The 20,556-nt window shown below is 60.2% G+C and carries 27 protein-coding genes; 24 read left to right on the top strand and 3 right to left on the bottom strand.

What is annotated here, in order from left to right; translation table 11 throughout:
* Positions 1-2 precede the first annotated feature (2 nt).
* The 3 genes from PSV40_RS09395 to PSV40_RS09385 all read right to left on the bottom strand — a co-directional run bounded on the left by PSV40_RS09395 (position 3) and on the right by PSV40_RS09385 (position 3,548).
* Positions 3-1,196 (bottom strand): esterase-like activity of phytase family protein, encoded by a 1,194-nt coding sequence (locus tag PSV40_RS09395; protein WP_300536808.1) that lies wholly within the window; start codon positions 1,194-1,196, stop codon positions 3-5.
* 65 nt (positions 1,197-1,261) lie between these two features.
* On the bottom strand, positions 1,262-2,755 hold the full coding sequence (glpK, locus tag PSV40_RS09390) for a glycerol kinase GlpK (protein ID WP_300536807.1): 1,494 nt from the start codon (positions 2,753-2,755) through the stop codon (positions 1,262-1,264).
* Positions 2,756-2,780: 25 nt separating this feature from the next.
* The gene (locus PSV40_RS09385; RefSeq protein ID WP_300536806.1) at positions 2,781-3,548 is read right to left on the bottom strand and encodes a DeoR/GlpR family DNA-binding transcription regulator; all 768 of its coding nucleotides are present in this window, start codon (positions 3,546-3,548) and stop codon (positions 2,781-2,783) included.
* Between the two features lie 191 nt (positions 3,549-3,739).
* Between PSV40_RS09385 and PSV40_RS09380 the strand changes: the two genes are divergently transcribed.
* The 24 genes from PSV40_RS09380 (at position 3,740) to rpoA (ending at position 20,476) form a co-directional block, all read left to right on the top strand.
* Positions 3,740-4,813 carry an ABC transporter ATP-binding protein gene (locus PSV40_RS09380; protein WP_300536805.1) on the top strand — a complete coding sequence of 358 codons (1,074 nt, stop codon included), beginning with the start codon at positions 3,740-3,742 and terminating at the stop codon, positions 4,811-4,813.
* 1 nt (position 4,814) lies between these two features.
* Positions 4,815-5,891, top strand: coding sequence for an ABC transporter ATP-binding protein (locus PSV40_RS09375; RefSeq protein WP_300536804.1), 1,077 nt, complete (start codon positions 4,815-4,817; stop codon positions 5,889-5,891).
* An 82-nt stretch (positions 5,892-5,973) separates the two neighbouring features.
* Entirely contained in the window at positions 5,974-6,867 is an 894-nt protein-coding gene (locus tag PSV40_RS09370; RefSeq protein ID WP_300536803.1) for a sugar ABC transporter permease, read from the top strand.
* The gene (locus tag PSV40_RS09365) at positions 6,860-7,672 is read left to right on the top strand and encodes a carbohydrate ABC transporter permease (protein WP_300536802.1); all 813 of its coding nucleotides are present in this window, start codon (positions 6,860-6,862) and stop codon (positions 7,670-7,672) included. The genes PSV40_RS09370 and PSV40_RS09365 overlap by 8 nt, the downstream gene beginning before the upstream one ends.
* A gap of 150 nt (positions 7,673-7,822) precedes the next feature.
* Positions 7,823-8,131 carry a DUF2160 domain-containing protein gene (locus PSV40_RS09360; RefSeq protein WP_300536800.1) on the top strand — a complete coding sequence of 103 codons (309 nt, stop codon included), beginning with the start codon at positions 7,823-7,825 and terminating at the stop codon, positions 8,129-8,131.
* An 88-nt stretch (positions 8,132-8,219) separates the two neighbouring features.
* On the top strand, positions 8,220-9,950 hold the full coding sequence (locus PSV40_RS09355; protein WP_300536799.1) for an ABC transporter substrate-binding protein: 1,731 nt from the start codon (positions 8,220-8,222) through the stop codon (positions 9,948-9,950).
* Between the two features lie 146 nt (positions 9,951-10,096).
* Positions 10,097-11,683 carry a glycerol-3-phosphate dehydrogenase/oxidase gene (locus PSV40_RS09350; RefSeq protein ID WP_300536797.1) on the top strand — a complete coding sequence of 529 codons (1,587 nt, stop codon included), beginning with the start codon at positions 10,097-10,099 and terminating at the stop codon, positions 11,681-11,683.
* 324 nt (positions 11,684-12,007) lie between these two features.
* A complete protein-coding gene (gene rplN / locus PSV40_RS09345) occupies positions 12,008-12,376 on the top strand; it encodes a 50S ribosomal protein L14 (protein WP_007869247.1) in 369 nt (122 codons plus the stop codon).
* Positions 12,377-12,385: 9 nt separating this feature from the next.
* Complete coding sequence (gene rplX / locus PSV40_RS09340; protein ID WP_300517198.1) at positions 12,386-12,706, top strand: 50S ribosomal protein L24; 321 nt, start codon at positions 12,386-12,388, stop codon at positions 12,704-12,706.
* 2 nt (positions 12,707-12,708) lie between these two features.
* Positions 12,709-13,284: a 50S ribosomal protein L5 gene (gene rplE / locus PSV40_RS09335; protein ID WP_096669196.1), complete on the top strand. Its 576-nt coding sequence runs from the start codon at positions 12,709-12,711 to the stop codon at positions 13,282-13,284.
* A 7-nt stretch (positions 13,285-13,291) separates the two neighbouring features.
* The gene (rpsN, locus tag PSV40_RS09330; RefSeq protein WP_077592484.1) at positions 13,292-13,597 is read left to right on the top strand and encodes a 30S ribosomal protein S14; all 306 of its coding nucleotides are present in this window, start codon (positions 13,292-13,294) and stop codon (positions 13,595-13,597) included.
* A 17-nt stretch (positions 13,598-13,614) separates the two neighbouring features.
* Positions 13,615-14,010, top strand: coding sequence for a 30S ribosomal protein S8 (gene rpsH, locus PSV40_RS09325; RefSeq protein ID WP_300517205.1), 396 nt, complete (start codon positions 13,615-13,617; stop codon positions 14,008-14,010).
* Between the two features lie 22 nt (positions 14,011-14,032).
* A complete protein-coding gene (gene rplF / locus PSV40_RS09320) occupies positions 14,033-14,566 on the top strand; it encodes a 50S ribosomal protein L6 (protein WP_300536795.1) in 534 nt (177 codons plus the stop codon).
* An 11-nt stretch (positions 14,567-14,577) separates the two neighbouring features.
* Positions 14,578-14,943: a 50S ribosomal protein L18 gene (gene rplR, locus PSV40_RS09315; RefSeq protein WP_077592481.1), complete on the top strand. Its 366-nt coding sequence runs from the start codon at positions 14,578-14,580 to the stop codon at positions 14,941-14,943.
* Between the two features lie 17 nt (positions 14,944-14,960).
* On the top strand, positions 14,961-15,479 hold the full coding sequence (gene rpsE, locus PSV40_RS09310; protein WP_096669190.1) for a 30S ribosomal protein S5: 519 nt from the start codon (positions 14,961-14,963) through the stop codon (positions 15,477-15,479).
* Positions 15,480-15,490: 11 nt separating this feature from the next.
* Positions 15,491-15,673 (top strand): 50S ribosomal protein L30, encoded by a 183-nt coding sequence (rpmD, locus tag PSV40_RS09305; protein WP_077592479.1) that lies wholly within the window; start codon positions 15,491-15,493, stop codon positions 15,671-15,673.
* A 12-nt stretch (positions 15,674-15,685) separates the two neighbouring features.
* A complete protein-coding gene (rplO, locus tag PSV40_RS09300; protein ID WP_096698173.1) occupies positions 15,686-16,117 on the top strand; it encodes a 50S ribosomal protein L15 in 432 nt (143 codons plus the stop codon).
* 23 nt (positions 16,118-16,140) lie between these two features.
* On the top strand, positions 16,141-17,460 hold the full coding sequence (gene secY, locus PSV40_RS09295) for a preprotein translocase subunit SecY (protein ID WP_096698127.1): 1,320 nt from the start codon (positions 16,141-16,143) through the stop codon (positions 17,458-17,460).
* A gap of 5 nt (positions 17,461-17,465) precedes the next feature.
* Positions 17,466-17,684 (top strand): translation initiation factor IF-1, encoded by a 219-nt coding sequence (gene infA, locus PSV40_RS09290; protein WP_077563621.1) that lies wholly within the window; start codon positions 17,466-17,468, stop codon positions 17,682-17,684.
* Positions 17,685-17,712: 28 nt separating this feature from the next.
* Positions 17,713-17,826, top strand: coding sequence for a 50S ribosomal protein L36 (gene rpmJ, locus PSV40_RS09285; RefSeq protein WP_011481465.1), 114 nt, complete (start codon positions 17,713-17,715; stop codon positions 17,824-17,826).
* A 24-nt stretch (positions 17,827-17,850) separates the two neighbouring features.
* A complete protein-coding gene (gene rpsM, locus PSV40_RS09280; RefSeq protein WP_296919841.1) occupies positions 17,851-18,216 on the top strand; it encodes a 30S ribosomal protein S13 in 366 nt (121 codons plus the stop codon).
* Positions 18,217-18,233: 17 nt separating this feature from the next.
* Positions 18,234-18,638 (top strand): 30S ribosomal protein S11, encoded by a 405-nt coding sequence (rpsK, locus tag PSV40_RS09275; protein WP_077592475.1) that lies wholly within the window; start codon positions 18,234-18,236, stop codon positions 18,636-18,638.
* Positions 18,639-18,767: 129 nt separating this feature from the next.
* Entirely contained in the window at positions 18,768-19,391 is a 624-nt protein-coding gene (gene rpsD / locus PSV40_RS09270) for a 30S ribosomal protein S4 (RefSeq protein WP_096669184.1), read from the top strand.
* A 95-nt stretch (positions 19,392-19,486) separates the two neighbouring features.
* Positions 19,487-20,476: a DNA-directed RNA polymerase subunit alpha gene (rpoA, locus tag PSV40_RS09265; RefSeq protein ID WP_300536792.1), complete on the top strand. Its 990-nt coding sequence runs from the start codon at positions 19,487-19,489 to the stop codon at positions 20,474-20,476.
* Positions 20,477-20,556 lie beyond the last annotated feature (80 nt).

Below are 20,556 nucleotides of genomic sequence, written 5' to 3'. Positions count from 1 at the left end.
GTTCAGTCAAAAAATTCAAAAGCCAGCCATTGCGTGATTTGCCGCGAATTGAAATTGTCGTCGCTAACGAAGTGCAGGCTGCGGTTGCCGCTGGGAAGCCGTGGGCCCCAGCACATGCCTTCGGTATTGTCGAGACGCTGTAGCCGGGGTCCGGGACCTTCCCCGGTGAACGCCGAAAAATCGGCGAGCAGCCTCTTGGCGACCGGCTGGTAAGCACCGGGCCGCAGCGCCGGGATATTCAGCGTGTCGGTCCCCTCGCGCAGGTCGATTAAATAAAGACGCAGCGAATTGCCTGAGACGGCATCGTGCCCCGCCATGTAGGCCCGCTCCAGCACCAGCATGCGGTCGGCGTCCAGCATCAGGATCTCGGTGACGCCGTTGTCGGCATGCGTGGCCGGCGGGACAGGTGCGCGTGGAATCGCATCGGGGATGTAGGCGATCTGGCGCAGGATTTTTCCATTGACCAGGTCCAGCTGGGTGAAGCGGCACGGCCCGCCCGGCGCCTGCACGGTGGGCAGGGGGCCGTCCTGGCGCAGCGCGCCTTCCATGGCGATCCAGGCCTGGCGGCCGTCCGGGCTCAGGGCCAGGCCTTCCAGCGCGAGATTGATACGCGACCCTTGGGTGAGCTGAAAGTCGAACATGGCCGGCAGGGCCAATTCGCGCACCAGCGTGCCGTCGGTGCGGCTTTCGCGCAGCGCGGGTGCAGCGCCTGTCAGGGCGTGCCCCTCGCTGGTCCACAGCAGGGTCTGGCTGGCCGGGCGCCAGCGAATCGCCTCCGGGTCGGGAACCTGGATGCCTCGCAACGCCGCCGGGTAGGTGCTGCCATCGGCCTGGCGCAGGCTGGTCACGCCCGTCAGGGCGGGCTCGCCCAACCGGTCTGTTTCCAGTGACAGGCGTGCCGTGTAAAACCGCGCCGGGTTGATGTTCGAGCCATCATCACTGAGCAGGTAGTAGAGGCCGCTGGCCTCGTCGTAGTCCACACCCGACAAGCCGCCGACGGTGGTGCCCTGAAACTGGAGCCGGTGCGGCAGACGGGCTTCGCCGATCAGTCGCAGGCGGGGTGACGCCGACGATGCCAGAGTCGGCTTGGCGCGCGTCAAGCCCGCCAGACCCAGCGCAGCGGCAGCGCCGTAACCGAGCATCCTGCGCCGTGTCAGTTCAAACGCGGCTGTGGCGGGCGGGGGTGGGCAGGGCATGAGGCGAGTCTAGCTTTCCCAGCCGCACGATTTGTGACAGGGCGCGGGCGTCCGCAGGCCTTGGTTTACATGGCCACGGTCTGCCGCACCGCGTGTTCCCACTGTGCCATCAGGCCGACAGCGCGGTCGGCGCTCAAGGTGGGCAAAAAGGTACGTTCTGCGCGCCACATGGCCGAGAGTTCAGCGGTGCTGGCATAAACACCGCTGGACAGCCCGGCCAGATAGGCCGCGCCCAGCGCCGTGGTTTCGGTCACGGCCGGCCGAACGACCGGAATGCCCAGCAGGTCAGCCTGGAATTGCATCAGCAGGTCATTGATGCAGGCGCCGCCGTCCACCCGGAGTTCGGCCACCGGTGCGGCCCCGGCCGCCACCGCATCGCGGCTCATGGCCTGCAACAGGGCGGCGCTCTGGTAGGCAATGCTTTCCAGCGCGGCCCGCGCGATGTGGGCCACGGTGGTGCCGCGGCTCAGGCCGGTGATGGTGCCGCGTGCGTCGGGTTTCCAATAGGGGGCGCCCAGGCCGGTGAAGGCCGGCACCATCATGACGCCGCCGGAATCGGGAACGCTTTGCGCCAGCGCCTGCACCTCGCCGCTGCCCTGGATCGCGTGCAGGCCGTCGCGCAGCCACTGCACCACGGCGCCGCCTACAAACACGCTGCCTTCAAAGGCGTATTCGGTTTGCTGCGTGACCTGCGCCGCGCTGGTGGTGAGCAGGCCGTTGTGCGAAGTCTGGAATTTGTGGCCGGTGTGCACCAGCATGAAACAGCCGGTGCCGTAGGTGTTTTTGGCCATGCCTTCCCGGAAGCAGGCCTGGCCGAACAACGCGCTTTGCTGGTCGCCCGCCACGCCGCCAATCGGAATGGCGCCGCCCAGCAGGTCCGGCAGCACGTTGCCGTAGTGCGTGCTCGACGGCAACACCCGCGGCATCAGGCTCTCCGGAATGTCCAGCAGCGCCAGCAGGTCGGCATCCCAGGCATTGGTGTGCACGTTGAACAGCATGGTGCGCGAGGCATTGGTCACGTCGGTGGCATGCAGCGCGCCGCCGGTGAGTTGCCACATCAGCCAGCTGTCGATAGTGCCGAAAGCGAGTTCGCCGCGCGCCGCCTGTTGCCGGGCCTGCGGCACGTTGTAGAGCAGCCATTTGAGTTTGGTGCCGGAAAAGTAGGCGTCGACCAGCAGGCCGGTCTTGGCCTGGATCAGGTCGGCCTTGCCGTCCTCGCGCAACTGCGCGCAGGTGGCTTCGGCGCGCCTGTCCTGCCAGACGATGGCGTGGTGGATGGGCTGGCCCGTCTTGCGGTTCCAGACCACGGTGGTTTCGCGCTGGTTGGTGATGCCCAGCGCGCGGATGTCAGTAGCCTTGAGTCCGGCCTTGGCCAGAGCCTCGCGTGCCGTGCCGAGTTGGGTGCGCCAGATCTCCATGGGGTCATGTTCGACCCAGCCCGGCCGCGGGTAGATCTGCGGCAGTTCCTGCTGCGCCAGGGCCACGATGTGGCCGTTTTCGTCAAACACGATGCTGCGGGAACTGGAGGTGCCCTGGTCCAGGGCAAGCAGGTAGGTCATGGGCGTCGCTTGGGGTGAAGGGGACTCAGGGGAGGGCCACGACGCAGCTTACCCCGGCTTCAGCCAGCAGCGCCGGAAAGGGCTCGGGCGGGGGCTGGTCGGTGAACAGCCGGTCGATTTGTGACAGCGTGGCGAGTTCGACCATGGCGGGCCGGTTGAACTTGCTGCTGTCGGCGGCGAGCCAGACTTCGCGGGCATGGCCAATGATGATTTGCGCGACCTTGACCTCGCGGTAGTCGAAGTCGCGCAGGGAGCCGTCGGCCTCGATGCCCGAAATGCCGATCAGTGCGATGTCCACCCGGAACTGGCGGATGAAGTCGACGGCCGCCTCGCCCACGATGCCGCGGTCGCGCGCGCGCACCACGCCGCCGGTCACGATCACCTCGCAATTGGGGTTGCTGCTCAGGATGGCCGCGACGTTGAGGTTGTTGGTGATGACGCGCAGCCCCTTGTGATGCATCAGCGCCCTGGCAATGGCTTCGGTGGTCGTGCCGATGTTGAGGATCAGCGAGCAGTTGTCGGGCACTTCCTTGGCGACGGCCAGCGCAATCCGCGCCTTGCCGTCGGCGTTGAGGCTCTCGCGCTGGCGGTGCGCGAGGTTTTCAATGGTCGAGCCTGGAACCCGCACGCCACCGTGAAACCGCGTCAGCAGCCCGGCTTCGGCCAGACGCTGCACGTCACGGCGCACGGTCTGCAGCGTGACCGCCAGGGTCTCGGCGAGTTGTTCAACGGTGACGGAGCCGTGCGCGCGGACCACGTCGAGAAGTTTGAGTTGCCTGGGATTGGAGTTCACGCGCCATTTTGTCCGAGAAGTCATGCGACTTTATATCGAACCAAAAAGAAAAGAATAAGGGAAAACATGTATGCAAAACAATCAAAAAGGAAGAAAAATAGAAAGAATACGAACATAGACAAACGGATCGTGCAAGTGCATGTAATTTTTTCCCCGACTCCTGCGCGTGTCGCCGCCCCGAAAGGCATGTGATGCAGCTTGTGCTTGACCGCATCAGCAAAAAAGTCGGCCCTGAAACCTGGCTGCACGAGATGAGCCTGGTGCCGCGTACCGGCGAGGTCACGGTGCTGCTCGGTGCGACGCAGGCGGGCAAGACCAGCCTGATGCGCATCATGGCCGGGCTGGACGTGCCCAGCGCAGGCGACATCCGGGTGGACGGCGTCCGCGTGACGGGCATGCCGGTGCGCGAGCGCAACGTCGCCATGGTCTACCAGCAATTCATCAACTACCCCTCGCTCAAGGTCGCCGACAACATTGCCTCGCCGCTCAAGCTGCGCGGCGAAAAGAACATTGCCCAACGCGTGCGCGAAATTGCCCAGCGCCTGCATATCGAGATGTTCCTGGAACGTTACCCGGCCGAGCTGTCCGGGGGCCAGCAGCAGCGCGTGGCGCTGGCGCGCGCGCTGGCCAAGGGCGCACCCTTGATGCTTCTGGACGAACCGCTGGTCAACCTCGACTACAAGTTGCGCGAGGAACTGCGCGAAGAATTGACGCAGCTGTTTGCCGCCGGCGATTCGACGGTGATTTATGCGACAACGGAACCCGGCGAAGCCTTGCTGCTGGGCGGCTACACCGCGGTACTGGACGGCGGTGAGCTGTTGCAATACGGGCCGACAGCCGAGGTGTTTCATGCGCCGACATCGCTGCGGGTGGCGCGCGCCTTCAGCGACCCGCCGATGAACCTGATGGCCGCCACGGCCAGTGCGGACGGGGCGCTGCTGGCCGGCGGGCCGGCGCTGGCGATTGCCCTGCCGGCCGGCGCTTCGCGTGGGCTGACCGTCGGCCTGCGCGCCAGCGCAATCCGGGAAACCTCGCGCGAGGGCGACATCACCCTTGCGGGAAAGGTGGAGCTGGCTGAAATCTCCGGCTCCGACACCTTTGTGCATGTGAGCACAGCCGTCGGAGAGCTCGTTGCGCAGCTTACCGGTGTGCACTATTTCGCGCTCGGTGCGGCGGTGGACTTGCACGCGAATCCGTCAGAAGCCTATGTCTTCGATGCGGATGGCGCGCTGCTGGTCGCCCCCCGGCGCCGGGGAGGGGACTGACATGGCACGTATCGACCTGGACCTCGCACACTCCTACCTGGCTGTGCCGCGCGAGGATGCCGACTATGCGCTGCTGCCGCTGCAGATGACTTTCGAGGACGGCGGTGCCTATGCCTTGCTGGGCCCCTCGGGCTGCGGCAAGACCACCATGCTCAACCTGATCTCGGGCCTGCTGGCGCCATCCCAGGGCACAGTGAAATTCGATGGGCGGGACATGACACATGCCACGCCGCAGGAGCGCAACATTGCGCAGGTGTTCCAGTTCCCGGTCATCTACGACACCATGACCGTGGCCGAAAACCTCGCCTTCCCGCTGCGCAACCGGAAAATGCCGGAAGACCAGGTCAAAAAGCGGGTCGGCGAAATTGCCGAAATGCTGGAGATGAGCGGGCAGTTGAACCAGCGCGCGGCCGGGCTGGCCGCCGATGCGAAGCAGAAGATCTCCCTGGGCCGCGGCCTGGTGCGGCCGGATGTCTCGGCCGTTCTTTTTGACGAGCCGCTGACCGTCATCGACCCGCACCTGAAGTGGCAGCTGCGCCGCAAGCTCAAGCAGATCCACCATGAACTCAAGCTCACGCTGATCTATGTCACGCACGACCAGGTCGAGGCGCTGACCTTTGCCGACCAGGTCATCGTCATGACGCGCGGGCGGGCGGTGCAGGTCGGGTCGGCCGACGCGCTGTTCGAGCGGCCGCAGCACACCTTTGTCGGCCATTTCATTGGTTCGCCCGGCATGAATTTCCTGCCGGCACGGGTCGTGGGCGACAAGTTCGAGATCGCCGGCCACACACTGGCGTTGCCGGTGGGCCGCGAACTGCCTGCCGGCGACTACAAACTCGGCGTGCGCCCCGAATATGTGGGCCTGGCCAGCGCGGGCGCCACCGGCGCCCTGCCCGCCACAATGAAACGCGCACAGGACATCGGCACCCACATGATGCTGACGGCGCTGGTGGGTGCCAGTACCGTCAAGGCGCGCCTTCATCCGGAGACGGCGCTGCCGCGGGCGGGCGAAACCGTCTGGTTGCAGGTGCTGGGACCGCACACCTGTTTTTATGCCAACGAGGAGCTTGTTGCATGAGTGCAGCGCAGAACCGCTTCAAGCAAGCGAAGGCCCCCTCGGGGGGCCGTGCAGCCGCCTTGGCGGCAAACGTGGGGGCTCCATGAGTACCACCACCAAACCCGTGAACCAGAAGGCCTGGCTGCTGGTGCTGCCGGTCATTATCTGCGTCGCTTTCTCGGCGATTCTTCCCCTGATGACGGTGGTCAACTATTCGGTGCAGGACATCATCTCGCCCGAGCGGCGCGTGTTTGTCGGCACCGAATGGTTTGCAGCCGTCATGCGTGACGAGGACCTGCATGCGGCGCTCTGGCGCCAGCTGACTTTTTCGTTTGCCGTGCTGGCCGTCGAAATTCCCCTGGGCATCGCGCTGGCGCTGTCCATGCCCGCGCAGGGCTGGAAGGCGTCGGCTGTGCTGGTGCTGGTGGCGCTGTCGCTGCTGATCCCGTGGAACGTGGTAGGCACGATCTGGCAGATCTACGGCCGCGCCGATATCGGCCTGCTCGGCATGGCGCTGCAGAAAATGGGCTTTGACTACAGCTACACGGGCAATGCGCTGCATGCCTGGATCACCGTGCTGGTCATGGACATCTGGCACTGGACGCCGCTGGTGGCGCTGCTCTGTTATGCCGGCCTGCGTTCCATTCCCGACGCCTACTACCAGGCTGCGCGCATCGACGGGGCCAGCAAGTTCGCGGTGTTCCGCTACATCCAGCTGCCCAAGATGCGCGGCGTGCTGATGATCGCCGTGTTGCTGCGTTTCATGGACAGCTTCATGATTTACACCGAGCCCTTTGTCCTGACCGGCGGGGGGCCCGGCAACGCGACCACGTTCCTGTCGCAGTACCTCACGCAAAAGGCCGTGGGGCAGTTCGACCTGGGGCCGGCGGCGGCCTTCTCGCTCATTTATTTCCTGATCATCCTGTTGCTGTGTTTCATCCTCTACAACTGGATGCAGCGGGTGGGCACGCAGACCCGGGAGCCCGGCCATGAATAAGCCACGTTTTCAGGCGCGCACGCTGTTTCTCCTGGCCTACATCCTGTTTGCCCTGCTGCCCATCTACTGGATGGTCAACATGAGCTTCAAGACGAACTCCGAGATCCTGTCGAGCTTTTCCTTCTTTCCCCAGCACTTCACCTGGGACAACTACAAGACCATCTTCACCGACCCGTCCTGGTATTCGGGCTACATCAACAGCCTGATTTACGTCGCCATCAACACGGTGATCTCCATCACCGTGGCCCTGCCGGCCGCCTATGCGTTTTCCCGCTACAGCTTCATCGGCGACAAACACGTTTTCTTCTGGCTGCTGACCAACCGCATGACGCCGCCTGCCGTGTTTTTGCTGCCCTTCTTCCAGCTCTACACCACGGTCGGCCTGATGGACACCCACATCGCGGTGGCGCTGGCGCACCTGCTGTTCAACGTGCCGCTGGCGGTCTGGATTCTGGAAGGCTTCATGAGCGGCATTCCGCGCGAGATCGACGAGACGGCGTATATCGACGGCTATTCGTTCCCGCGTTTTTTCATCCGCATCTTTTTGCCCCTGATCAAGGCCGGCGTGGGTGTGGCGGCTTTCTTCTGCTTCATGTTCAGCTGGGTCGAACTGTTGCTGGCCCGCACCCTGACCAGCGTCAACGCCAAGCCTATCGTGGCCACGATGACGCGCACGGTTTCGGCTTCAGGCATGGACTGGGCGACGCTCGCCGCTGCAGGCGTGTTGACCATCGTGCCCGGCGCCATCGTGATCTGGTTCGTACGGCACTACATCGCCAAGGGTTTTGCGATGGGCCGGGTATGAGTATGAAACACCCCCGAAGTGCCTTCGGCACCTCCCCCTCAAGGGGGCGCCACCAGCGGCCCGGCAAAGCCGGTTCCGCGGCGGCCTTGGCACGCCACCCCTCTTACGCGCACAACCGGTGGTTGCGGCCCATGCACAGGGAGAAGACAGATGTTTGAGTGGATGGCGTGGACCTTGCCCGTGGCGGTCTTTTTCAGCTGCATTGTGTTGATGCTCGTCGGCATGACGATCTGGGAAATCAAATCCCCCACCACCGTGCGCCGCGGCTTTCTGCCGCTGGATACCACACGCGGTGACCGGCTGTTCATTGGCCTGCTGGGCGCTGCCTATATCAACCTGATCTTTGTGGGCCTCAGTGGAAAGCTGGGTGCCGCACTGGGCCTGCAGGCCGACCCGTCGATCTGGTTCAGTTTTGTCATTTCCATGGGATGGCTTGCGCTTGTCATGCGCAAGGGTTAGCTGAGGGTACGGATTCGGCTCATTGCTTCCCCGGAGCCGGTCGAGTCGTGGAAACACTGGGGGAGGTCATCAATCAAGGAGACAAGTCATGAAGATGCGCTACACAGCACTGGCACTCGCAGCCGCCCTGGCGGTCATGCAGAACGCCAGCGCCGGCGATGCCGAGGCAAAAAAATGGATAGACAGCGAATTCCAGCCGTCAACGCTGAGCAAGGACCAGCAGATGGCCGAGATGAAATGGTTCATCGAAGCGGCGAAAAAGCTGCAGGCCAAGGGGGTGAAGGAAATTTCCGTGGTGTCGGAAACCATCACCACCCACGAATATGAGTCCAAAACCCTGGCCAGGGCCTTCGAGGAGATCACCGGCATCAAGGTCAAACACGACCTGATTCAGGAAGGCGACGTGGTCGAGAAGCTGCAGACGTCGATGCAGTCGGGCAAGTCGATTTACGACGGCTGGATTTCGGACTCGGACCTGATCGGCACCCATTACCGCTACGGCAAGGTCATGAACCTGACCGACTACATGGCGGGCAAGGGCAAGGAATGGACCAACCCCGGCCTGGACATCAAGGATTTCATCGGCACCAGTTTCACCACAGCACCGGACGGCAAGCTGTACCAGTTGCCCGACCAGCAGTTCGCCAACCTGTACTGGTTCCGCGCCGACCTGTTTGCGCGCAAGGACCTGCAGGACAGGTTCAAGGCCAAATACGGCTACGAGCTGGGTGTGCCCCTGAACTGGAGCGCCTACGAGGACATCGCCGCCTTCTTCAGCGAAGACGTCAAGACCATCGACGGCAAACCGATCTACGGTCACATGGACTATGGCAAGAAGGACCCATCGCTGGGCTGGCGCTTCACCGACGCCTGGTTGTCGATGGCCGGTACGGCCGACAAGGGTATCCCCAACGGCATGCCGGTCGATGAATGGGGCATCCGCGTGGCGGCTGACAAGTGCACTCCGGTCGGTGCATCCGTCTCCCGCGGTGGTGCGACCAACTCGCCCGCCGCCGTTTACGCACTGACCAAGTATGTGGACTGGATGAAGAAATACGCACCCAAGGAAGCCACCGGCATGACTTTCGGCGAGGCCGGCCCGGTGCCGGCGCAGGGGCAGATTGCCCAGCAGATCTTCTGGTACACCGCCTTCACGGCCGACATGACCAAGAAGGGCTTGCCGGTGGTCAATGCCGACGGCACGCCCAAGTGGCGCATGGCGCCCGGCCCCAACGGACCTTACTGGAAACAGGGCATGCAAAACGGCTATCAGGACGTGGGTTCCTGGACCTTCTTCTCGGCCCATGACGAAAACCGCACGGCGGCCGCCTGGCTGTACGCGCAGTTCGTGACCGCGAAGACCACCTCGCTGAAGAAAACCATCGTTGGCCTGACACCGATCCGCGAATCGGACATCCGCTCCAAGGCCATGACCGACATGGCGCCCAAGCTCGGTGGCCTGGTGGAGTTCTACCGCAGCCCGGCTCGTGTGGCCTGGACGCCGACGGGTACCAACGTGCCCGACTACCCGAAGCTGGCCCAGCTCTGGTGGAAAAACGTGGCCCAGGCCGTGACCGGTGAAAAAACGCCCCAGGGTGCGATGGACACGCTGGCCGAAGAGATGGACCAGGTCATGGCCCGCCTCGAGCGCGCGGGCATGGACCGGTGCGCTCCCAAGCTCAACCCGAAAGGCGATCCGGCCAAGTACCTCAGTGACACCGGCGCGCCATGGAAAAAGCTGGCCAACGAAAAGCCCAGGGGCGAGACCATCAACTACGACAAGCTGCTGCAGGCCTGGAAAGACGGCAAGGTCCGTTGACCGCAACCGCCCGGGCTCCGGCCCGCATGTTGCTTGACTGATGCAAGCCCGCGCACGGACCACCGCGTCCGTGCGCGCTTGCCAACAAGAAAGCCAGGAAGGCGCAACCTGTTCCGGGGTTGCCGCGGAGATGGACAATGGAGCCCATGACTTTTGATTCCCCACCGTTGCCGACGCGACGCGCAGACCTGATAGAACGCCTCAAGGCACCCCACACTTACGACATTGCGATCATCGGCGGCGGGGCCACCGGACTCGGTGTCGCGCTGGATGCCGCGGCACGCGGATTTTCCGTCGTGGTGGTCGAATCGCACGACTTTGCCAAGGGAACCTCCTCGCGCGCTACCAAGCTGGTTCATGGCGGGGTTCGCTATCTGGCGCAGGGCAACATTTCCCTGGTTCGCGAAGCCCTGCACGAACGGACGCGCCTGCTGGCCAATGCGCCGCATCTGGCGCAGCCCCTGCCTTTTGTGATGCCTTCCTACCAGTTCTGGGAAGCTCCGTTTTATGGCATCGGACTCAAGATGTATGACGCGCTCGCCGGCAAGGCCGGCCTGGGCTCCACCGAATTCCTCAACCGCGCTGAAACATTGCAGCTCCAGCCGACGGCCCGCCAGTGCGGACTCAGGGGCGGGGTCAAGTACTGGGACGGCCAGTTCGACGATGCGCGGCTGGCACTGGCGCTGGCGCGCAGCGCGGCGCGCGCCGGCGCCTTGCTGGTCAATTATTGTGCTGCGACCGGTCTCGTCCATGAGGGGGGCAAGCTGGTGGGCTTGCACGTGGCTGATCGTGAAAGTGGGCAGACACTTACGCTGCGAGCCAAATGTATTGTGAATGCAGCTGGGGTTTGGGTCGATCAGCTGCGACTGCTCGACGGCCAGGCCATAGGCCGCGAGGCAAAACCCATGGTGGCACCCAGCCAGGGTGTTCACATCGTCGTGGATCGCTCGTTTTTGCCCACCGACCACGCCCTGCTGGTTCCAAAAACCGGGGACGGGCGGGTGCTGTTTGCCGTGCCCTGGCTGGGTAAGACCATCCTGGGAACCACCGACACGCCGCGCAACGACCTGGCGCGCGAACCTCTGGCTTTTCGCGAAGAGGTCGACTTCATCCTCGGTGAGTCTGCGCGCTACCTGAGCCGGGCACCCGGCCCGGCCGATATCAAGAGCATCTGGGTCGGGCTGCGTCCGCTGGTCAAACCATCGCAAGACGATGGCGACAGCACGCAGGCGCTGTCGCGTGAACACACGGTGCTGGTCAGCAAAAGCGGCCTGGTCACTGTGACCGGCGGCAAGTGGACGACCTACCGCGCCATGGCGGAAGACGTGCTGGACAGCTGTTTTGATGCGGAATTGCTGGCAAAACGCCCCGGCGGCGTCACGGCCAGCCTCCAGTTGGTGGGCGCCCAGCCATCCGTCCACAAGATCAGCGATGCGCCGGGGCTGCATTTGTATGGGAGTGAAGCGGCTGCCGTCGAGGCCCTGCCGGGGGCGGAGAGGATGCTGGGTGGTGGTCTGACGGACGCGATGGTGCGTTTTGCGGCGCGGCACGAGTACGCCCGCACGGTGGAGGATGTGCTGGCGCGCCGCTCCCGGCTCCTGTTTCTGGACGCCGCGCTTGCCAGGACCCTCGCGGGGAGTGTGGCTGAGTTGTTGGAGCAGGAAAACGGGGTGGACCCGCGGCTCGCTGATTTCCTGGCCCTGGCCGATCAGTACCTGACGTTGCCGGCCTGATTTTCTCCCATCACTGCGCCCAGCGAAGAAGAGGCGGCCGGAAATGCTGCATTTTTGATAGCTGACTGCGCCCGTCCACAAATGGGTTGACGCTGTTTTTGCAGTTGATCCTGATGGGATGGCGTACTTGGCGAACAATTTGCAGCAAAGGGTATTGACAGCCGGAAGGAATTTGTTAATAATCGTGGGCTTCGCTGTAAAAAGCTGAGAATTCTGCCTAACGGAAGCATTGCAAGTGGTTTGCGATGTGGACGACGGGCCCAAGACTGACTGGCAAGTCTTCCCTCTGGGAAAAGGCGCTGGTGCAAGTTGGGACTAATTTAAATGATTCAAACGCAATCCAAACTCGATGTTGCTGACAACACGGGTGCCAAATCTGTGATGTGCATCAAGGTGCTGGGCGGGTCCAAGCGCCGCTATGCCAGCGTCGGTGACGTCATCAAGGTGAGTATCAAAGAAGCCGCTCCGCGTGGCCGCGTCAAAAAAGGCGAGGTTTACAGTGCTGTGGTGGTTCGTACTGCCAAGGGCATCCGTCGCGGCGATGGTTCACTCGTCAAATTCGATGGCAACGCAGCTGTGTTGCTTAACGCCAAGCTGGAGCCTATCGGCACCCGCATCTTCGGACCGGTGACGCGCGAGTTGCGCACCGAGAAGTTCATGAAGATCGTGTCCCTGGCTCCTGAAGTTCTGTAAGGACGCGCCATGAACAAGATTCGCAAAGGCGACGAGATCATTGTGATCGCAGGTCGTGACAAGGGTAAGCGCGGCACGATTTCGCTGCGCAAGGACGACAGCCATGTGCTGGTGGACGGGATCAACCTGGTGAAAAAACACACCAAGCCCAACCCTCTCAAGGGGGCCACCGGCGGCATCGTTGAAAAAAGCATGCCGATTCACCAGTCCAATGTGGCCATTTTCAATGCTGCAACGGGCAAGGCGGATCGGGTGGGTATCAAGTTGTTGGCTGACGGCAAAAAAGTGCGCGTATTCAAGTCCAGCGGCGAAGAAATCAAGGCTGCATAAACATGGCAAAGACCGCACCTACACAAGCTGCACCTGCCCAGGCTCGCCTGCAGGCCCAGTTCCGCGAAAAAATCGCGCCTGCGCTGATGGAAAAATTCGGTTACAAGTCGCCGATGCAGGTTCCCCGCATCACCAAGATCACCCTCAACATGGGTGTGAGTGAGGCTGTGGCCGACAAAAAGGTCATGGAGCATGCCGTCAGTGACATGACCAAGATTGCTGGCCAGAAGCCGGTGGTGACCAAGGCCAAGAAGGCTATCGCCGGTTTCAAAATCCGCGAAGACCTTCCGATTGGCTGCATGGTCACGCTGCGCGGCGTCCAGATGTATGAGTTCCTTGATCGTTTCGTGACGGTGGCTCTGCCCCGTGTTCGCGACTTTCGCGGTATCTCCGGCCGGGCTTTTGATGGCCGCGGCAATTACAACATCGGCGTGAAAGAGCAGATCATTTTCCCTGAGATTGAGTACGACAAGGTTGACGCCTTGCGTGGTCTCAACATCAGCATCACCACCACGGCTAAGACCGACGAAGAGTGCAAGGCGCTCCTCACCGGCTTCCGTTTTCCGTTCAAGAACTGAGGCGGGCATGGCAAAACAGGCTTTATTGCAACGTGAACTGAAGCGCGACAAACTCGTTGCCAAGTTCGCCAAGAAACACGCTGAACTCAAAGCGACGTCCAACGACGCCAAGCGCTCCGATGAAGAGCGCGCACTGGCCCGTCTGGAGTTGCAAAAGTTGCCCCGCAATGCGAATCCGACACGCCAGCGCAATCGCTGTGCGATCACGGGTCGCCCGCGTGGCACATTCCGTCAATTTGGCTTGGCTCGCGCCAAGATCCGCGAGTTGGCTTTTGCTGGTGATATCCCTGGTATCACCAAGGCAAGCTGGTAAGCATAGGAGAACCGCAAATGAGTATGAGTGATCCTATTGCCGACATGCTGACACGCATCCGCAATGCACAAATGGTTGAAAAAGCCGTTGTGCTGGTGCCGTCTTCAAAAGTCAAAGTCGCCATTGCGCAGGTGTTGAAGGATGAGGGCTACATTGATGGCTTCTCCGTCAATGCCAACGATGGCAAGCCCCAGTTGGAAATCGCCCTGAAGTATTACGCAGGACGCCCGGTGATTGAGCGCATTGAGCGCGTCAGCCGCCCGGGCCTTCGCGTCTACAAAGGCCACGGCGCCATCCCCCAGGTCATGAACGGCCTGGGTGTCGCCATTGTCACGACTCCCCAGGGTGTCATGACTGATCGTAAAGCGCGCGCTACCGGTATCGGTGGTGAAGTGCTTTGCTATGTGGCCTAACGGGCATTGAGGAGTAACTGAAATGTCTCGTGTAGGAAAAATGCCAGTCGTCGTGCCCGAGGGCGTGGACGTGGCGATGAAAGACGACCAAATCAATGTCAAGGGTGCCCTCGGCGCCTTGGCGCTGACGCAAAATGCCCTGGTGACCATCAAGAATGATGCCGGCCAGCTGACTTTTGTGCCGGCCAACGAGTCGCGTGAAGCCAATGCCATGAGTGGAACCATGCGTCAGCTGGTCAACAACATGGTGACGGGTGTCACCAAGGGCTTCGAGAAAAAGCTGAACCTGGTTGGTGTGGGTTACAAGGCCCAGGCGCAAGGTGCCAAACTGAATTTGACGGTAGGTTATTCGCACCCCGTGGTGATGGATATGCCGGCCGGTATTCAGGTCGCGACACCTACGCCCACCGAAGTGGTGATCAAGGGTGCGGATCGTCAGCGCGTCGGCCAGATTGCTGCCGAAGTTCGTGCGGTCCGTCCTCCCGAGCCTTACAAGGGCAAGGGCATCCGTTATTCGGATGAGAAGATCACGATCAAAGAAACCAAGAAGAAATAAGGAGCTGCACCATGTTGACCAAAAAAGAGCAGCGCCTTCGTCGTTCACGCCAGACCCGCATCCGCATTGCCACGCAAGGTGTTGCCCGTCTGACGGTGAACCGCACCAATTTGCATATTTACGCCAGCGTCATCTCTGGCGACGGCACCAAGATCCTGGCATCTGCCTCGACCGCGGAAGTCGAAGTCCGCAAGGACCTTGGCGCTTCGGGCAAGGGTGCCAACGTTGCTGCTGCGCAGGCCATTGGCAAGCGTATTGCCGAAAAGGCAAAAGCGGCAGGTGTGGAAAAAGTAGCGTTTGACCGCGCTGGCTTTGCGTACCACGGCCGCGTCAAAGCGCTGGCCGAGGCAGCTCGCGAAGCTGGCTTGCAGTTCTAAGCAGACTGGAATTAAGTATGGCTAAGTTTCAAGCAAAACAACAAAACGACGCTCCAGACGATGGTCTGAAGGAAAAAATGATCGCGGTCAACCGCGTGACCAAAGTTGTCAAAGGCGGCCGGATTCTGGGATTTGCCGCCCTGACCGTGGTTGGCGATGGCGACGGTCGTGTCGGCATGGGCAAGGGCAAGTCGAAAGAAGTGCCAGCGGCCGTGCAAAAAGCCATGGAAGAAGCTCGTCGCAACATGACGAAAGTGTCCCTGAAAAACGGCACGCTTCACCACAACGTGTTTGGCCATTGGGGTGCTGCCAGCGTCATGATGATGCCCGCCGCCAAAGGTACCGGCATCATTGCCGGCGGCCCGATGCGTGCTGTGTTTGAAGTGATGGGTATCACTGATATCGTCGCGAAAAGCCATGGCTCCAGCAATCCGTACAACATGGTGCGTGCAACGATGGACGCCCTGAACAACTCCACGACGGCTTCGGACATCGCAGCCAAGCGTGGCAAATCCGTCGAAGAAATCTTCGGCTAAGGCGATACCCAATGACGACAGAGAAAAAACTCACGGTGACGCTGGTTCGCAGCCCGATTGGCACCAAGGAATCCCATCGCGCCACGGTGCGCGGTCTGGGTCTCCGCGGTATCAACAGCAAGAGCGAACTGCAGGACACGCCCGCTGTGCGCGGCATGATCAACAAGATCAGCTACCTGGTCAAGGTGCTGTAAGCGGAGTTTATGATGGAATTAAACGGAATCAAGCCTGCCGCAGGCGCAAAACATGCCAAACGCCGCGTCGGTCGCGGTATAGGTTCGGGTATCGGCAAAACGGCCGGTCGTGGTCATAAAGGCCAGAAATCCCGTGCCGGTGGCTACCACAAGGTGGGCTTTGAAGGCGGTCAGATGCCCTTGCAGCGTCGCTTGCCCAAGCGTGGCTTCAAGTCGCACAATCTCAAGTTCAATGCGGAAGTGACCTTGACTGCTCTTGAGCAGCTCGGCTTGGCCGAAGTGGATCTGTTGGCGCTCAAAACAGCTGGCCTCGTGGGCCAGTTGGCAAAAAACGTCAAAGTCATCAAGTCGGGCGCGCTGACCAAGGCTGTCAAGCTCAACGGTATCGGTGCGACTGCAGGTGCCAAGGCCGTGATCGAAGCCGCTGGCGGCGTGATCGCTTAATACTCATACACGGATAACGACCAGTGGCAACCAGCTCTGCACAAATTGCAAAAACCGGCAAGTTCGGTGACCTGCGCAACAGGCTTGTGTTTTTGCTGCTTGCGCTGGTGGTGTATCGGGTTGGGGCTCACATTCCGGTTCCCGGAATTGACCCCGGGCAGCTGCAGCAGCTGTTCAAGGGGCAGCAGGGCGGCATATTGAGTTTGTTCAATATGTTCTCCGGTGGAGCCCTGTCGCGGTTCACGGTGTTTGCGCTGGGCATCATGCCTTACATCTCGGCGTCCATCATCATGCAACTGCTCACCTATGTCGTTCCGACATTCGAGCAGATGAAAAAAGAAGGTGAAGCTGGTCGCAGGAAGATCACGCAGTACACCCGTTACGGGACCCTGGGTCTGGCGCTGTTTCAGTCCATGGGTATCGCGATTGCGCTGGAGAGTTCCCCTGGTCTGGTGCTAGCCCCTGGTTTTGGTTTTCGCATGACTGCGGTGGTCAGTCTGACTGCCGGCACGATGTTTCTGATGTGGCTCGGCGAGCAAATTACAGAGCGCGGTCTGGGTAACGGCATTTCGATTCTGATTTTTGCGGGCATCGCAGCAGGTCTGCCCAGTGCGCTTGGCGGTTTGCTTGAACTTGTTCGCACCGGCGCCATGAGCATTCTGGTGGCCATCGTGATTGTTGCGGTTGTCGTGCTGGTTACTTATTTTGTTGTGTTCGTAGAGCGTGGGCAGCGAAAGATTCTGGTGAATTACGCCAGGCGGCAGGTCGGCAACAAGGTCTATGGCGGGCAATCCTCCCATCTACCCTTGAAGCTCAACATGGCCGGTGTGATTCCTCCGATTTTCGCGTCATCGATCATTCTGTTGCCGGCGACCGTGGTTGGCTGGTTCAGTACAGGCGAAGGCACGCGCTGGCTCAAGGATATCGCCGGCACATTGACGCCGGGCCAGCCGATCTACGTGTTGCTGTATGCCAGTGCAATCATATTTTTCTGCTTCTTTTACACAGCGCTGGTGTTCAACAGCCGTGAAACGGCTGACAACCTGAAAAAGAGTGGTGCTTTCATTCCCGGTATTCGTCCGGGTGACCAGACGGCGCGTTACATTGACAAGATTCTGGTGCGTTTGACTCTGGCGGGCGCCATCTACATCACTTTTGTGTGTTTGTTGCCGGAATTTTTGATTTTGAAGTACAACGTGCCGTTTTATTTCGGTGGAACCTCGTTGCTGATTATTGTGGTTGTCACCATGGATTTCATGGCTCAGGTACAAAACTACATGATGTCCCAGCAATATGAATCCCTGCTGAAGAAAGCGAATTTTAAAACGTCACCAGGTGGTTGATTGGGATGTCGAAGGATGATGTTATCCAGATGCAGGGGGAGGTCGTGGAAAACTTGCCCAACGCGACATTTCGCGTAAAGCTGGAAAACGGTCATATTGTTTTGGGTCACATCTCGGGAAAGATGCGAATGCACTACATCCGCATTCTTCCTGGTGACAAGGTAACGGTTGAGTTAACGCCTTATGATTTGTCGCGGGCACGCATCGTGTTTCGCGCCAAGTAAGTACAGTTCAGAAGTTTAGGAGAAAGAAATGAGAGTTTCAGCTTCGGTCAAGAAAATTTGCCGCAACTGTAAAATCATCCGCCGCAAGGGCGTTGTACGCGTGATTTGCACAGACCCACGCCACAAACAGCGTCAAGGCTGATTTCAAGAGTTTTAGAGGACGCACATGGCTCGTATCGCTGGTATCAATATTCCGCCGCAGCAGCACGCCGAAATCGGCTTGACTGCTATTTTCGGCATCGGCCGCACTCGTGCTCGCAAAATTTGCGAAGCATGTGATATTGCGTATTCCAAAAAAGTCAAAGATCTCTCAGACGGTGACTTGGAAAAAATTCGTGACCAGATCGCGCAATTCACCATTGAAGGTGACCTGCGTCGTGAGACCACGATGAACATCAAGCGTTTGATGGATATCGGCTGCTACCGTGGCTTTCGCCATCGTCGCGGGTTGCCCATGCGCGGTCAGCGCACACGCACCAATGCGCGCACCCGTAAGGGTCCGCGCAAGGCGGCACAGTCCTTGAAGAAATAATTGAGTAAGAGGTAGTTATGGCAAAAGCCCCTAGCAGTAACGCAGCACAACGCGTTCGCAAGAAAGTACGCAAGAACGTTGCCGACGGCGTCGCTCACGTTCACGCGTCTTTCAACAACACCATCATCACGATCACAGATCGTCAGGGCAACGCCTTGTCGTGGGCCTCTTCTGGCGGTCAGGGCTTTAAAGGTTCGCGCAAGTCGACTCCCTTTGCCGCTCAGGTCGCTTCTGAGGTGGCTGGTCGCGCCGCCATTGAGCAGGGCATCAAGAATCTTGATGTCGAAATCAAAGGTCCTGGTCCAGGACGCGAATCATCGGTTCGCGCATTGGCAGCGCTTGGCATTCGCATCAATTCGATTGCGGACGTTACGCCAGTGCCGCACAACGGCTGCCGTCCCCAGAAACGCCGTCGTATTTAAGTTCTGCTTTCCCGGTTTGGTCCTCGTTTTCACGCAGGCAAAACGGGTAAGTTTTTATCAAGCCCACCGCCGTCAGGTTGCTACCTGCGGCTCCTGCAGTTTCTGCAGCAGATGACATAAGGAATTCAAGTGGCACGTTACCTCGGCCCCAAGGCCAAACTATCCCGCCGTGAAGGCACCGACCTGTTCCTGAAGAGCGCTCGCAGAGCCATCGGTGACAAGGCCAAATTCGACTCCAAGCCTGGCCAGCATGGCCGCACCTCCGGTACCCGGACCTCGGACTTCGGTCTGCAGCTTCGTGAGAAGCAGAAGGTCAAGCGCATGTACGGCGTGCTGGAGAAGCAGTTCCGTCGTTATTTCGAAGAGGCTGATCGTCGCAAGGGAAACACCGGCGCCAATCTGCTGTTTATCCTGGAATCGCGCCTGGACAATGTGGTTTACCGGATGGGTTTCGGTTCTACCCGTGCCGAAGCCCGCCAGCTGGTGTCGCACAAGGCGATCACTGTCAATGGCAGCTCGGTCAACATCCCGTCTTACATGGTCAAAACGGGCGACGTGATCGCCGTCCGTGACAAGTCCAAGAAGCAGACTCGCGTGGCGGAAGCTCTGCAGTTGGCACAGCAAGTCGGCATGCCAGCCTGGGTGGATGTCAGCATAGACAAAGGCGAGGGCATTTTCAAGAAAGTGCCGGATCGCGACGAGTTTGCTGCGGACGTCAACGAGTCGTTGATCGTCGAACTGTATTCACGTTAATTTTCGTTCCTGCGCTTACGGGGCACTGTAGGCGCAGGGTCGCTTCACCCGGCCTTATCGGTGTAACGAGCCGAGGGTATTGAGAGGAAGAATGCATGCAAACCAATTTACTGAAACCAAAAACTATTAACGTTGAGCAGCTTGCCGCCAATCGTGCCAAGGTGACTCTGGAGCCTTTCGAGCGTGGCTATGGCCACACGCTCGGCAACGCCCTGCGCCGCGTTTTGCTTTCGTCCATGGTGGGTCACGCCGCAACTGAAGTCACGATCGCCGGCGTGTTGCACGAGTACTCATCCATTGATGGCGTCCAGGAAGACGTTGTCAACATCCTTCTGAACCTCAAAGGTGTCGTTTTCAAGCTGCACAATCGCGAAGAAGTGACGCTGAGCTTGCGCAAGGAGGGTGAAGGTCCCGTCACTGCTGCCGACATTCAGACGCCCCATGACGTCGAAATCATCAATCCAGAGCATGTCATCGTTAATTTGTCGCACGGTGGCAAGATCGACATGCAGATCAAGGTCGAAAACGGCCGTGGTTACGTTCCCGGCACCATGCGCCGCTATGGCGACGAATCCACCAAATCGATTGGCCGGATTGTCCTGGATGCGTCGTTTTCACCAGTCAAGCGTGTGAGCTATACCGTTGAAAGCGCCCGCGTTGAGCAGCGTACCGATCTCGACAAGCTTGTGCTGGAAATCGAGACCAACGGTGCGGTGACTGCGGAAGACGCTGTCCGCGCCTCGGCTAAAATTCTCGTTGAGCAGCTTGCGGTATTTGCACAGCTTGAAGGCAACGAGCTGGCTGCTTTCGATGCACCTGTGCAGCGCAGCTCCCAGCAATTTGATCCGATTCTGCTGCGTCCGGTCGACGAACTCGAATTGACTGTTCGTTCTGCCAACTGCCTCAAGGCGGAGAACATCTATTACATCGGTGACCTGATTCAGCGGACGGAGAACGAGCTGCTCAAGACGCCAAATCTGGGCCGCAAGTCGCTCAATGAAATCAAGGAAGTCCTGGCATCCCGGGGGCTGACACTTGGAATGCGCCTGGAAAGCTGGCCTCCGGCTGGTCTTGACAAGCGTTAATTGAAAACAGGCCTCTCTCGGGAGGCAGTGCACAGGTAGTACCTGATACGGCTATCTGAATTAAAAAATGAAAGGACAGC

This window comes from Polaromonas sp. (assembly GCF_029945925.1).
Lineage (GTDB): Bacteria > Pseudomonadota > Gammaproteobacteria > Burkholderiales > Burkholderiaceae_C > Polaromonas.
The sequence above is the reverse complement of the archived record's forward strand: the minus strand, read 5'-3'. Positions and strand labels throughout refer to the sequence as shown.